The sequence below is a fragment of the Streptomyces sp. HUAS ZL42 genome (assembly GCF_040782645.1).
In the GTDB taxonomy this organism is placed as follows: domain Bacteria; phylum Actinomycetota; class Actinomycetes; order Streptomycetales; family Streptomycetaceae; genus Streptomyces.
This window is the reverse complement of record NZ_CP160403.1, coordinates 7,780,486-7,792,863: the sequence shown is the minus strand read 5'-3', so window position 1 is coordinate 7,792,863 and position 12,378 is coordinate 7,780,486. Positions and strand designations below refer to the sequence as shown.

Here is a 12,378-nt window from a genome sequence, read left to right as displayed (position 1 = left end):
CGCCGCCCGCCGGCCCCGCTCACCGCCGCCACAACGGATGCTCCCGCTCAGCCCACTCCTGGCTCACCGACCCCGTCCGCATGCCGCGCCGCGCCTCCGGGTCGCCCAGTGCCATGCCGATGTGACCGGCCAGGACGACGCCGATGGTCAGCGCCAGCCAGTCGTGGACGAAGGTCGCGCTGGTGCGCCACATCAGCGGGGTGAGGTGTGTGAACCACATGATCAGGCCGGTGCCGAGCATGACGAGTGTGGCGCCGGCGATCCAGGCCGCGTAGATCTTCTGTCCGGCGTTGAACTTGCCGGCCGGACGTGACGCGCGCCGTTTGTCCCGGCGCAGGGCGGCGCGCAGCCAGACGCGGTCGTGCGGGCCGAAGCGGTTCAGCAGGCGCAGATCCCCACGGAAGGCACGGGAGGCGAGGCCCGCCAGGACGGGCACCGGCAGGGCGAGCCCGGCGCATTCGTGGACGCGGACCACCAGCTCGCGGCGGCCGACGAGCTGGGCGAGTTCGGGGACGTAGAGGAAGGCCGCGGTGACCACGCACACGCCCATCAGCGCGGCCGTGGTGCGGTGCACCCACCGTTCGGCCCGGCTGAAGCGGCCGATCCGCACGGCCCTCGGCGGGGTCTCAGCTCGTAGGCTCATCGTCCCGTCCGTTCGAGCGGCCCACCCAGGCGTCGACGTCGTAGCCGCGCTCCTCCCAGTAGCCGGGCCGCACCTCGTCGGTGACGGTGATCCCGGAGAGCCACTTGGCGGACTTGTAGAAGTACATGGGCGCCACGTACAGGCGGACCGGGCCGCCGTGGTCGTGGCCGAGGTCCTTGTCCTGCATGCGCAGGGCGACCAGGACGTCGGCGCGGCGGGCCTGGTCGAGCGTGAGGCTCTCGGAGTAGGCGCCGTCGAAGCAGGTGAAGCGCACGGCCTTGGCCTTCGCGCCCACGCCGGCGGCATCGAGCAGCCGGGACAGCTGCACGCCCTCGAACGGCGTGTCCGGGACCCGCCAGCCGGTGACGCACTGGACGTCCTTGACGAGCCGGGTCTGGGGCAGTGCCCTGAGGTCGGCGAGGGTGTAGGTCTTCGGGTGGTCGACCAGGCCGTCGACGGTCAGGCGGTAGTTCCCGGCGTTCTTGTGCGGGACGGACGAGGTCACCGAGTAGTAGCGGAAGCCGCCGCCGTTCGGGAGCAGTCCCGTGAGACCGGTGGGGTCCTTTTCGGCGGCGCCGCCGAGGAACGCCTCGAGGCCGCGTTGCAGGGTGGGCGCGGTGGCGACGCCGAGGACGCCCAGGCCGACGGTGCCGAGGAAGACGCGACGGCCGACGGGTGTGCCCCGCTCCTCGGGATGTTCGGAGTTCACCTCTTCATTCGAGCACCCGCGACCGGGGTCGGGCCAGGGATCCCGGGTACGGGTCCGGGTTCCGTAATCATTTCTCACGGGCTTTTCACAGGGGCGGACACCCAGTGGTGTGGTGCACGCCATGGCGGCGTTCCGTGCGGCAGCGGACCATGGCGTGCACCGCCCGGTTCCGGGCACACCCGGGGCATGGACCGCCCTGGGACGCTACAGTCGGCCACTACGCACCACGACCCCGTGGCCCGGCCCAACGATCGAGGTACGCAGCGTGTCGGTTCTGGTTCTGGTTCTCGCCGTGAGCGCCGCATGCTGTCTGGGCTTCGGCTTCGTGCTCCAGCAGAACGCGGCACAGAAGGCTCCCCTCGGCGACTTCCTGTCCTTCCGGCTGCTGCTCGATCTGATGAAGGTGCCGCGCTGGCTGGGCGGCATCGGGCTGATGGTGGCCGGCATGGTCCTGGGCGCGATCGCGCTCGGCCAGGGGGAGGTCTCCCTCGTCGAACCCCTCCTCGCGACGAACCTGCTCTTCGCGCTCGCCCTCTCCCGCCACCAGACCCGGCAGCCGCTGGGCCGCCAGGGCTGGGCGGGCCTCGGCCTGCTCGCGGGCGGGGTGACCACGTTCATCGTGGCCGGCGAGCCGCGCGGCGGGAGCGCGGTCAGCGATCCGCTGCGCCACTGGCTGATCATCGGCGTGATGATCGGGCTGGCGCTGCTGCTCACGACGTACGCCAAGCGTTCGCGGCTGAGCTCCGGACCGGTGCTGCTGGCCCTGGCGGCCGGGCTGCTGTACGGCGTGCAGGACGCCCTGACGCGGGTCAGCGGCCAGCGGTTCTCCGCGGGCGGCTTCGCCGAACTGCTCACCGGCTGGCAGCCGTACGCCGTGCTCGCACTGGGTGTCACCGGCCTGATCCTGGTGCAGAGCGCGTTCGAGACCGCGTCGCTGCGCATGTCGCTGCCCGCCCTGACCGCGGCCCAGCCGCTGGCCGGCATCGCCTGCGGCGTGGGTTTCCTCGGCGACCGGCTGCGCACCGACACCAGCGCGCTGGCCTGGGAGGCGGCCGGACTCGCGGCGATCGTCGCGGGCATCGTGCTGCTGGGCCTGCACCCGGCAATGCCTACCGGCGCCACCCCACGCGAGCGCGTGCGCGACCTGCAGCCGAACTGACGCCCGTACGAGGGGCCCCGGCCGCACTCACCACGGCAGTCGTCGCCATCGTGCAGCCGGGCCTGCACCCGGCAATGCCAACGGCGCCACCCCACGCGAGCACGACCTGCAGCCGAACTGACGCCCGTACGAGGGGCCCCGGCCGCACTCACCACGGCAGTCGTCGCCATCGTGCACCCGGCAATGCCGACACCGGCACCGCCCCACGCGAGCGCATGCGCGACCCGCAGCCGAACTGACGCCCGCCCCCGGGGCCCTGCTTGGATGGGCCGATGAGCGCTGCAGACGAAATTCTCGACATCGTCGACGAGAACGACCTGGTCGTCGGCCAGTCCCCGCGCGGCGAGGCCTACGCCCGCGGGCTGCGCCACCGATGCGTCTTCATTCAGGCCCGCGACTCCTTCGGCCGGATCTTCGTCCACCGCCGCACGCCGACCAAGCTGGTCTTCCCCTCCCTGTACGACATGTTCGTCGGCGGGGTCGTCGAAGCGGGCGAGGCCTACGACGACGCGGCCCTGCGTGAGGCCGAGGAGGAACTGGGCGTGAGCGGCCTGCCCCGGCCCGCCTTCCTCTTCAAGTTCCTCTACGACGACGGCGCGGGGCAGACCTGGTGGTCGGCGGTGTACGAGGTGCGCTGCGACCTCCCCGTGCGACCGCAGGTCGAGGAGGTGGCCTGGCACGACTTCCTGCCGGAGGAGGAGGTGGAGCGCCGCCTGCCGGAGTGGGAGTGGGTTCCGGACGGACTTGCGGCGTACGAGCGGCTGAAGGACCACCGGACAGCGGGCTGATCGCCCTTCGCGAGCCCGGTAAGGTCAAACGCGTGATCGAGTTCGTGCAAAACGTCCGGTTGTGGTTCGCGCCCCGGGAGGTCAGGAACGAGGGCGTCACCCCCGACTACCGGTTCTCACTGGCGAACGAGAGGACCTTCCTGGCCTGGCTGCGCACCGCGCTCGCGCTGATCGGCGGCGGCTTCGCGGTCGACCAGTTCCTGCCGGACCTGCGCTGGGGCTGGCGCGTCGGGCTGGCGCTCGCGCTGCTCGCCGCGGGCGTGCTGTGCTCGCTGCGCGCGGTGAACCACTGGGTGCGCTGCGAGCGGGCGATGCGCCGGGGCGAGGACCTGCCGGTGTCGCGGTTCCCGGCGCTGCTGAGCATCGCGGTCGCCGTCGTGGCGGTCGCGATGGTCGTCGTCGTACTCGTGGGATGGGAAGGATGAGCGCGGACGCGGCCGACGGGCGGGACCCGGGGCTGCAGCCCGAGCGAACCCGGCTCGCCTGGCGGCGTACGACGCTGTCGAGCACCGTGGCCACCGTGCTCGCCGTGAAGACGGCGTTGCACGGCGGTCCGTCGGCGGCCGGTGTCGTGGTGAGCGGTCTGTGCTGCGGGCTCTGGCTGGGCTTCCTGCTGATCGCCCACCGCCGCATACACGCCCTGGCCACGACGACCGCCGCGCCCGCGCTCGCCCTCCGGCACGCCGCGGCGGCGGTCCTGTGCACGGCGGCGATGGCGGCGTGCGCGGCGGCGCTGGTCTTCTGACCGAGCCCGGCCGAATGACCGAGCCCGGCCGAAAAACACCGGCCGACGGCTCCCCCGATGCTGCCCGGGGAGCCGTGGGCCTATCGTGGCCCCGATCACTTTGGGCGTCCCCACTGGACGACATACCGACCGGTCGGCATCATTGGTCGTGTCCCGTTCATCCGTCCGTAGGAGCATTGATGAGCCCCGACCACCCGCCCGGACTCGATCTCGACCGGCTGCGCGGCCTGCTCGACCGTGAGCGGCCCGGCCTGGTGCACGGCCCGCTGACCGGCCGGCTGATCGAGGGCGGTCGGTCGAACCTGACGTACGAGCTCACGGACGGCACCTCGAAATGGGTCGTACGCCGGCCCCCGCTGGGCCACGTCCTGGCCACCGCGCACGACATGAAGCGCGAGCACCGGGTGATCAGCGCACTGCACCCGACCAGCGTGCCGGTGCCGAGTCCGGTGCTGCTGTGCGAGGACGAGGAGGTGCTCGGGGCGCCCTTCTACGTGATGGAGTTCGTCGAGGGCACCCCGTACCGCACGGCCGACCAGCTCGCCACGCTCGGCCCGGAGCGCACCCGCGGCGCGGTGCTGTCCCTGGTGGACACCCTCGTCGAGCTGCACGCGGTGGACCCCGCCGAGGTGGGGCTCGCGGACTTCGGCCGGCCCGAGGGCTTCCTCGACCGGCAACTACGCCGCTGGGGCAAGCAACTCGACGCCTCCCGCAACCGCGACCTGGCCGGCGTCGACGAGCTGCACGCGGCGCTCGGCCGCCGGCTGCCCGCCTCCCCCGCCCCGGCCGTCGTGCACGGCGACTACCGGCTCGACAACGTCCTGATCGGTGCCGACGACAAGATCAAGGCGATCCTCGACTGGGAGATGTCCACACTCGGCGATCCGCTGACCGACCTCGGCCTGCTGGTGATGTACAGCATGCCGCTCGGCATGCCCGACTCGCCGGTCTCCACGACCGCGCAGGCCCCCGGCCACCCGGCTCCCGCCGAGCTGATCGAGCGCTACGCGGCCCGCTCGGGGCGCGACGTCTCGGCCGTCTCGTGGTACACGGCGTTCGCCTGGTTCAAGCTCGCCGTGATCCTCGAGGGCATCCACTACCGCTACACACTGGGCCAGACGGTCGGCCGCGGCTTCGACCGCATCGGCGACCTCGTCCCCGTCTTCATCGAGCACGGCCTGACCACTCTTCAGGAAGGCTGACGGCCATGGACTTCGCGTTCGACGCCCGCACCGAGGAACTGCGCGCCAAGCTGCTCGCCTTCATGGACGAGTACGTCTACCCGGCCGAGGCGGTGGCGGAGGAGCAGCGGGCCGCACTGGCGTCGCCCTGGGACACCCCGGCCGTCGTCGAGGAGCTGAAGGCCGAGGCGCGCAGGCAGGGACTGTGGAACCTCTTCCTGCCCGACACCGAGTACGGCGCCGGGTTGACCAACCTCCAGTACGCGCCGCTCGCCGAGATCACCGGCCGCTCCCCGCAGCTCGCGCCCACCGCGGTGAACTGCGCCGCACCCGACACCGGGAACATGGAGGTGCTCGCGCAGTTCGGCGACGAGCAGCAGAAGAAGCAGTGGCTGGAGCCGCTGCTCTCCGGTGAGATCCGCTCGGCGTTCGCGATGACCGAGCCGGAGGTGGCCTCCTCGGACGCCACCAACATCACCACGCTCATCGAGCGGGACGGCGACGAGTACGTCATCACCGGCCGCAAGTGGTACATCTCCGGGGCGATGAACCCGGACTGCAAGATCTTCATCGTGATGGGCAAGACGGACCCGGACGGCCCCGACATCCGCCGCCAGCAGTCCATGGTCCTGGTCCCGCGCGACACGCCGGGCGTCACGGTCGAGCGTGCCATGCAGGTCTTCGGCTACGAGGACCACTACCACGGCGGTCACGCCGAGGTGATCTTCGACCACGCGCGCGTGCCGGTGTCGAACCTGATCGGCGAGGAGGGCGGCGGCTTCGCCATCGCCCAGGCCCGGCTGGGTCCCGGCCGCATCCACCACTGCATGCGGCTGATCGGCATGGCGGAGCGGGCGATCGAGCTGATGTGCAGGCGGGCCGTGTCCCGGACCGCCTTCGGCAAGGCGCTGGCCCAGCAGGGCGTGGTGCACAACTGGATCGCCGACGCGCGCGTGACCGTCGAACAGCTGCGGCTGCTGGTGCTGAAGACGGCCTGGCTGATGGACACGGCCGGCAACCGGGGCGCGCACACGGAGATCCAGGCCATCAAGATCGCCACGCCCCGTGCGGTCGTCGACATCATCGACCGGGCGATCCAGCTGCACGGCGCCGGCGGCGTCAGCCAGGACTTCCCGCTGGCCGAGCTCTACGCGGCCGCCCGCACGCTGATGATCGCCGACGGCCCGGACGAGGTGCACCAGCGGTCGCTGGCGCGGCGGGAGCTGAAGAAGTACCTGTGAGCCGGATGGAGCATGTGTAAGGGGCGGCCGCCAGAGCGGCCGCCCCTTACCCGTGCGTACGGCGATGCGGCTACGGCCGCAGCGCCCGCAGCAACAGGTCGGCCAGGTGGTCGGCGACCTGCTGCGGGCTGAGCGGGCCGTCCGGCCGGTACCACGTCGACAGGTGGTGCACCGAGCCGAAGTGGTAGTCCACCACGAGGTCGGCCGGAGTGGCCGTGGAGAAGACGCCCGCCTCCTGGCCCTCCTCGATGAGCGCGCGGAAGCGTTCGTGGTAGCGCCGGCGCTCGGCGCGCACCTGCTTGTTCTTCTCCGGGCTCAGATGGTGCATGGAGCGAAAGAAGATCATCGCGTCGTCGAGGTTCTCGATCGTCGTGACGACGACGTCGGCCGCCGCGGCTCTGAGGCGCTTCTCGACCGGCTCGTCCGCGCCCGCGAAGGCGTCGAGCCGCTCCTGCTGGACGCGCAGCACGCGCGCGTACACCTCGTGCAGGAGGTCGTCCTTGGAGCCGAAGTAGTGGTACAGCGCCCCCTTGGTGACGCCGGCCGCCTCGACGATCTCCTGCACCGAGGTGCGGTCGTATCCCTGCTCGGCGAAGAGCCGGGTGGCGGCGGCCAGGAGCCGCTGCGGCACAGGAGCTCCGTCCCCGTCCGTCGTCCTGGGCACTGCCGCCACCTGCCTTTCCGTCTGCTACTGACTGTCGTCCGCGCGGGAACGCAGTTCCCGACGGAGGATCTTCCCACTCGCCGTCTTGGGCAAGTCGGGCAGTATCTCCACCTGCCGCGGATATTTGTAAGCCGCCAGTCTCTCCCTGCAGTAGGCGGCGAGTGCATCCGGGTCCGTTTTCTCGGCACCCGGACGCAGGCTGATGTAGGCCTTGACGGTCTCCCCGCGGTACCCGTCGGGCACTCCGACGACGGCCGCCTCGCGCACCGCAGGGTGGGTGTACAGCACGTCCTCCACCTCACGCGGCCACACCTTGAAGCCGGACGCGTTGATCATGTCCTTCTTGCGGTCGACGACGTACAGCCAGCCCTGCGGGTCCATGAACCCGATGTCGCCGGTGCGCAGTTCGCCGTCGGGAAAGGTCTCGGCGGTGGCGTCGGGCCGCCGCCAGTAACCGGGCACGACCTGCGGCCCGCGAACGACGATCTCGCCCTGTTCGCCGAAGGGGACCTCCTCGCCCCGGTCGTCGACGATCCGTACGACCGTGTCGGGACCGGGCACGCCCACGGCCAGTGTCCCGGAGGCGGGGTCCACGGGCGCCTCACGGCCGGGCGGGACGGACGCGCAGGGCGCGCTGCACTCGGTCAGCCCGTAGCCGTTGCGGATGTACGGACCGAAGCCCGCCCGGAACTTCTCGACCAGGGCGGGCGGCAGCGGGGCGCCGCCGGAGGAGATCACCCGGAAGGAGGAGAAGTGGTCCGGGGTCACGGACGGGTGAGCGGCCAGCGCCATGAAAGCCGTCGACGGTCCGACCGTGTAGTGCGGCCGGTGCTCGGCGAACGCGTCCAGGACGACGCCCGGCTCGAAGCGGTACGCCAGCACGAGCGTGCCCGCGCTGTTGAGGCAGGCGCCGAACTGGCAGACCATCCCGGTGATGTGGAACAGCGGCGCCATCGCGTAGTACACCGGTGCCTCGGGCAGATGCAGCCCGGTCCGCTGCCGCTCGGCGTTGTACATGACGTTGCCGTGTGTGTTGGTGGCCCCCTTGGGGGTGCCGCTGGTGCCCGAGGTGTAGCTGATCAGCGCGACGTCGGCGGGAGCGGGGTCGCGGTCCCCGGGCGCCTTGTGTCCTGCCCGTGCCACGGCCGTCAGATCGTCCGCGTCACCGGCCCGCGCCGACCGCTCGAAGGTCAGCACGCGCGCGTCGCCGCGCGTCTGGAAGTCCAGCTCACAGCCGGTGAGCACGATCCGCACCGGCGAGTCGGCGGCCGTCTCGCGCAGATACGACTCCCAGGCCCGGTCGGAGCAGATCAGCGCGGCCACCTCGCCGTCCCGCAGGACGTGCGCCACCTCCCCCGACTTGTACATCGGATTGACCGGTACGACGGTGGCACCCGCCTTCCAGGCGCCGAGCACGGCGAGCACGAACTGCGGGGAGTTCTGCAGCAGCACGGCGACCCGGTCGCCGCGCTCCAGCCCTCGGGCGGCCAGACGGCCCGCGACGGAGTCGCTCAACTCGTCGACCTCGCGGTAGCTCAGGCGGCCGTCGAAGTAGGCCAGGAAGGTGCGGTCCGGAACCTCGGCGACGGCCCGGCGCAGGGCGTGCACCAGCGAGTCGGCGGGGTCGATCGCCGCCCGCTGCGCGTCGTCGAGAAGCGCCAGCCAGGGCTTGGCCGCATACCTCGACGCGGTCACCGCCCGGCCTCCCACTTCTGCTGGATGTGGTTCATGTTCGTCAGCCAGCGATCGGGCTCGGCGGCCCTGGCCTGGTAGTACCCGGCGACCTCGGGGTGCGGCAGGATCAGGAAGCGGTCCTCCTCGATGCCCTTGAACAGCGCGTCGGCGACCTCCGCCGGTTCGATCGCGGTCGGCTGGAGCACCAGGTCGCCCGCACTGCCGGCGGCGGCAAGCATGTCGGTGCGGACGCCCTGCGGACAGATCGCGTGGACCTTGATCCCGCGGTGGCGGTACGTCAGCGACAGCCACTCGGCGAAGGCGTACGCGCCGTGCTTGGTGACGCTGTAGGGCGCGGCGCCGATCATCGTCAGCAGCCCGGCGGCGGAGACGGTGGACACGAAACGCCCGCTGCCACGCTCCAGCCACTCCGGAAGCAGCGCCTCGGCCGCACGGACGTGCGCCATGACGTTGACGTCCCAGGCGAGCGCCCAGACTGCTTCACCGGCGGCCTCGGAACCGCCCGAGGCGACTCCGGCGTTGGCGCAGTAGACGTCGACGGTGCCGCCGAGCGCGTCCTTCGCCTCACCGACGATCGCGGAGGCGTCCCCCGGCACGGCGATGCCACCGATCTCGTCGGCGACGGCCTCGGCCTTGTCCGCATCCAGGTCATTGACGACGACCCGGGCCCCCTCCGCGGCGAAGCGACGGGCCAGGGCGGCTCCGATCCCACCCCCCGCCCCGGTGACGACGACTCCAGCACCCTGAACGGCTTCCACCATCGGTCTCCTTCGGCTGCGGCTCTGCTGCCGGCCAGACTAACCGGTCGGTATGTTGTGGGAAAGGGTGACCGCAACGGACCCGCAGGCTCCCCACAACCCGCGGAAGCACATACCGTGCCCACGGGAGGTCATCACATGCGCCTACGCAGACGAACCCTTCTCACAGCAACCCCGGCAGCCCTGGCTCTCCCCAAAGCATCCCCACCCTCCAGCGCCCGGCGCCACACACAAACCGGCTTTGAACGCCTCGCCGGAAACAGCTACAGACTTCTCAGCGGCCAGCGCATCGGCATTGTCACCAACCCCACCGGCGTGACCCGGGACGTACGCCACATCGTCGACGTCATGCACGCCGACACCCGAGTGAACCTGATCGCCGTCTTCGGCCCGGAACACGGATTCCGCGGCACCGCCCAGGCCGGCGGCTCCGAGGGCCGCTACGACGACCCGGCCACCGGACTCCCCGTCCACGACACGTACCTCAAGAGCGGTCAGCCACTGGCCGACATCTTCACCGCCTCCGGCGTCGACACGATCGTCTTCGACATCCAGGACGTCGGCGCCCGCTTCTACACGTACATCTGGACTCTGTACGACTGCATGGAGGCGGCCGGGCTCGCCGGCAAACGCTTCGTCGTCCTCGACCGGCCGAACCCCGTGACCGGGCGGTCCGCGCAAGGCCCGGTCCTGCACGAGGAGTTCGCCAGTTTCGTCGGCCGGCAGCCGATCTCCCAGGCGCACGGGATGACGGTCGCGGAGCTGGCACGGCTGTTCAACGGGGAGTTCCTGACCTCGCCGGTGGCGCTGGACACCGTACCGATGAGCGGATGGCGGCGCTCCGACCGGTACGACGCCTCGGGGCTGCCGTGGGTATCGCCGAGCCCGAACATGCCGACACCCGACACGGCCCTCGTCTACTGCGGCACGTGCCTCTTCGAGGGAACGAACCTCTCCGAGGGCCGCGGCACGACCCGCCCCTTCGAACTCCTCGGCGCGGAGGGCCTCGACGGGCGGTGGGCCGCCGCGGTGAACGGACTCGGGCTGCCCGGTGTGCACTTCAGGGAGGCGTACTTCGCGCCCACCTTCTCCAAGTTCCAGGGCAAGACGATCGGAGGGGTGCAGATCCATGTGCACGACCGGGACGCGTACGACCCCGTACGCACCGGCATCGCCCTCCTGGTGACCGCCAAGCACGTATGGAGCGGCTTCGCCTGGCGCCCGGACAACTGGATCGACAAGCTCACCGGTTCCAGCCGGGTGCGCACGGCGATCGACGCGGGCGCGGACACCGACGAGGTGGTGGCGGGCTGGCGGGAGGAGCTGGCGGCGTTCCGGAGGGTACGGCGGGAGTACCTCATGTACGAATGAGTCATATGTACGGATGTGCCGTGACGTATGGCCAATCCGGTCCGTTGGCAGGACGATGCGCCACATCGCGCACCGCTACGGGGGATGAGGGGACCTGTCATGGCAGAGCCGGCAATGAGCGTGACTCCCTACTGGGAGCTGACCTTCGACGCGGACGGGGACGTCGACGGCGGGCGGCGGGACCGGCTGCTGGCTGGGGTGCGGGAGCGGCGCGTGCGTGACCTGGTCGTCTTCTCGCACGGCTGGAACAGCGACCGCTCGGGCGCGACCCGTCTCTACAGCCGCTTCTTCGCGCCGTTCCCCGAGCTGGCGCCGGGGGCCCGGATCGGGTACGTGGGCGTGGTGTGGCCCTCGATGCGGTTCTCGGACGAGCCGATCCCGGACTTCCCGCGGTCCGTGGCGGCCCAGGAGACACCGCGCCCCGCGCTCGACAAGGACACCCGGCACGCGCTCCTGGAGACGTTCCCGGGGCGGGCGACCGTGGTGGACCAGATCGCGCGGATGCTGGACCAGCAGCCGCGCGAGGAGGCCGAGCTCGAGGAGTTCGGGCGGCTCGTGCGGCTGCTCGTGGACGTCGTACCGCCGGGGCCGCAGGCACTGTTCGCGGCGGACACGCTGGCGGAGGGGGTGCCGCAGGACGAACCCGACATGCTCTCCGGGTCCACCGCGGTGGCCTGCGAGGAGTTCGCGCAGGCGCTGGCCCGGCTCGAATCCCCGGACGGGGCCGAAGGGTTCGCGCTGCCCAATCCCTGGGACGGCGCGCAGGAGTTGCTGCGGCAGGCGACGTACTACGCGATGAAGCGGCGCGCGGGGACAGTCGGCGAGCGTGGGCTCGGCCCGGTGATCGGCCGACTGGCCGGTGCGGCACCGGACGTACGGGTGCATCTCGTCGGGCACAGCTTCGGCGGGCGACTGGTGTCGTTCGCGCTGCGCGGGCTGCCGGAGGGTGTGCACACGGTGAAGTCCGTGACACTGCTCCAAGGTGCCTTCTCCCACTATGCGTTCGCGGCCCGCCTGCCGCACGACGCGCGCGCGGGAGGCGTTCTGCAGGGGCAGCAGAACCGCATCGACGGCCCCCTGGTGTGCTGCTACTCGAAGCACGACGCGGCTCTCGGCACGTTCTACCCGCTGGCCTCACGCATGGCGGGCGACGCGCAGGGGGCGGTCGAGGAGTTCGGGATCGGGCCTGCGCTGGGCGCCAAGTGGGGCGCCATGGGGCACGACGGCGTGCAGGCGGTACCGGGAACGCGCGCGTTGAAGCTCGCCGAGGCGCTGCGCGCACCGCTGCCGACGCAGGGATGCGTGAACATCGACGCGGCAGAGGTGGTCAGGCGCGGCGGGGCGCCCAGCGGCGCGCACAGCGACATCGTGCACCGGGAACTCGCGCAGGTGGTGGTGGCGGCGGGCCGCATCCGCTGACCCGC

13 protein-coding genes are annotated in these 12,378 nt (G+C 71.4%); 8 read left to right on the top strand and 5 right to left on the bottom strand.

Annotated features, from left to right (window positions below):
* Positions 1–19: 19 nt before the first annotated feature.
* Positions 20–643, bottom strand: coding sequence for a cytochrome b/b6 domain-containing protein (locus ABZO29_RS35550; RefSeq protein WP_367324300.1), 624 nt, complete (start codon positions 641–643; stop codon positions 20–22).
* Complete coding sequence (locus tag ABZO29_RS35545; protein WP_367324299.1) at positions 627–1,352, bottom strand: molybdopterin-dependent oxidoreductase; 726 nt, start codon at positions 1,350–1,352, stop codon at positions 627–629. The genes ABZO29_RS35550 and ABZO29_RS35545 overlap by 17 nt, the downstream gene beginning before the upstream one ends.
* A gap of 265 nt (positions 1,353–1,617) precedes the next feature.
* Between ABZO29_RS35545 and ABZO29_RS35540 the strand changes: the two genes are divergently transcribed.
* The 6 genes from ABZO29_RS35540 to ABZO29_RS35515 all read left to right on the top strand — a co-directional run bounded on the left by ABZO29_RS35540 (position 1,618) and on the right by ABZO29_RS35515 (position 6,466).
* Positions 1,618–2,511, top strand: a complete 894-nt coding sequence (locus ABZO29_RS35540) for a DMT family transporter (RefSeq protein ID WP_367324298.1) — start codon at positions 1,618–1,620, stop codon at positions 2,509–2,511.
* Between the two features lie 272 nt (positions 2,512–2,783).
* Entirely contained in the window at positions 2,784–3,299 is a 516-nt protein-coding gene (locus tag ABZO29_RS35535; RefSeq protein WP_367324297.1) for an NUDIX hydrolase, read from the top strand.
* A 32-nt stretch (positions 3,300–3,331) separates the two neighbouring features.
* On the top strand, positions 3,332–3,724 hold the full coding sequence (locus ABZO29_RS35530; protein WP_367324296.1) for a YidH family protein: 393 nt from the start codon (positions 3,332–3,334) through the stop codon (positions 3,722–3,724).
* Positions 3,721–4,044 (top strand): DUF202 domain-containing protein, encoded by a 324-nt coding sequence (locus ABZO29_RS35525; protein WP_367324295.1) that lies wholly within the window; start codon positions 3,721–3,723, stop codon positions 4,042–4,044. The genes ABZO29_RS35530 and ABZO29_RS35525 overlap by 4 nt, the downstream gene beginning before the upstream one ends.
* A 179-nt stretch (positions 4,045–4,223) precedes the next feature.
* On the top strand, positions 4,224–5,246 hold the full coding sequence (locus tag ABZO29_RS35520; protein ID WP_367324294.1) for a phosphotransferase family protein: 1,023 nt from the start codon (positions 4,224–4,226) through the stop codon (positions 5,244–5,246).
* Positions 5,247–5,251: 5 nt separating this feature from the next.
* Positions 5,252–6,466: an acyl-CoA dehydrogenase family protein gene (locus ABZO29_RS35515; RefSeq protein ID WP_367324293.1), complete on the top strand. Its 1,215-nt coding sequence runs from the start codon at positions 5,252–5,254 to the stop codon at positions 6,464–6,466.
* Positions 6,467–6,536: 70 nt separating this feature from the next.
* Here ABZO29_RS35515 and ABZO29_RS35510 read toward each other — a convergent pair whose 3' ends face one another.
* Genes ABZO29_RS35510 through ABZO29_RS35500 form a run of 3 tightly spaced genes read right to left on the bottom strand, consistent with a single transcriptional unit; the run spans position 6,537 to position 9,586 of the window.
* A complete protein-coding gene (locus ABZO29_RS35510) occupies positions 6,537–7,130 on the bottom strand; it encodes a TetR/AcrR family transcriptional regulator (RefSeq protein ID WP_367324292.1) in 594 nt (197 codons plus the stop codon).
* 24 nt (positions 7,131–7,154) lie between these two features.
* The gene (locus ABZO29_RS35505) at positions 7,155–8,825 is read right to left on the bottom strand and encodes a class I adenylate-forming enzyme family protein (RefSeq protein ID WP_367324291.1); all 1,671 of its coding nucleotides are present in this window, start codon (positions 8,823–8,825) and stop codon (positions 7,155–7,157) included.
* Complete coding sequence (locus tag ABZO29_RS35500) at positions 8,822–9,586, bottom strand: SDR family oxidoreductase (protein ID WP_367324290.1); 765 nt, start codon at positions 9,584–9,586, stop codon at positions 8,822–8,824. The genes ABZO29_RS35505 and ABZO29_RS35500 overlap by 4 nt, the downstream gene beginning before the upstream one ends.
* Before the next feature lie 135 nt (positions 9,587–9,721).
* Here ABZO29_RS35500 and ABZO29_RS35495 point away from each other — a divergent pair, with 135 nt between their 5' ends.
* Together ABZO29_RS35495 and ABZO29_RS35490 are read left to right on the top strand one after the other, a co-directional pair.
* A complete protein-coding gene (locus ABZO29_RS35495; protein WP_367324289.1) occupies positions 9,722–10,954 on the top strand; it encodes an exo-beta-N-acetylmuramidase NamZ domain-containing protein in 1,233 nt (410 codons plus the stop codon).
* Between the two features lie 99 nt (positions 10,955–11,053).
* Complete coding sequence (locus ABZO29_RS35490) at positions 11,054–12,373, top strand: serine-threonine protein kinase (RefSeq protein ID WP_367324288.1); 1,320 nt, start codon at positions 11,054–11,056, stop codon at positions 12,371–12,373.
* Positions 12,374–12,378: the final 5 nt, after the last annotated feature.